Source organism: Methylobacterium tarhaniae (genome assembly GCF_001043955.1).
GTDB classification, from domain to species: Bacteria; Pseudomonadota; Alphaproteobacteria; order Rhizobiales; family Beijerinckiaceae; genus Methylobacterium; species Methylobacterium tarhaniae.
This window is the reverse complement of sequence record NZ_LABZ01000464.1, coordinates 1-595: the sequence shown is the minus strand read 5'-3', so window position 1 is coordinate 595 and position 595 is coordinate 1. Positions and strand designations below refer to the sequence as shown.

The window sequence follows — 595 nt, the reverse complement described above, 5'->3', positions numbered from 1 at the left end:
CGGCCATGACGGCCACACCACCATGCTGCTGGGTGCCGCGCGCTACCTGGCCGAGACGCGGGATTTCGACGGGACTGCCCTCTTCGTGTTCCAGCCGGCGGAGGAAGGGCTCGGCGGCGCCCGCGCCATGCTCGTCGACGGTCTGTTCGAACGCTTCCCCTGCGACGAGATCTACGGGCTCCACAACACCCCCAGCGGCCCGCACGGCAAACTCAAGATCCGCCCGGGGCCGATGATGGCGGCGGCGGACTTCTTCGATATCCGCATCACCGGGCGCGGCGCCCACGCGGCCGAACCGCATCGCGGTCTCGATTCCATCGTGGCGGCCTCGGCTCTTGTCCAGGCGCTGCAATCCATCGTCTCGCGCAATGCCGACCCGCTGAAGAGCGCGGTGCTCTCGGTGACCCAGATCCATGCGGGCGCGGCCTATAACGTCATTCCCGAGGGCGCCCATCTCGCCGGCACGGTCCGGACCTTCGATGCGGGCATGCGCACGCTCGTCTCGCGCCGCATCCGAGAGGTGGCCAAGGGCATCGCCCTCGCCCATGGGGTCGAGATCGAGGTGGAGATCCGCGACGTGTTCTCGGTGCTGGAA

General features: G+C 68.7%; 1 protein-coding gene. It reads left to right on the top strand.

Going from position 1 to position 595, the window contains the following annotated elements:
* Nucleotides 1–595: amidohydrolase (locus VQ03_RS30675; protein ID WP_048454724.1), on the top strand; the 595-nt coding region annotated here is incomplete at both ends.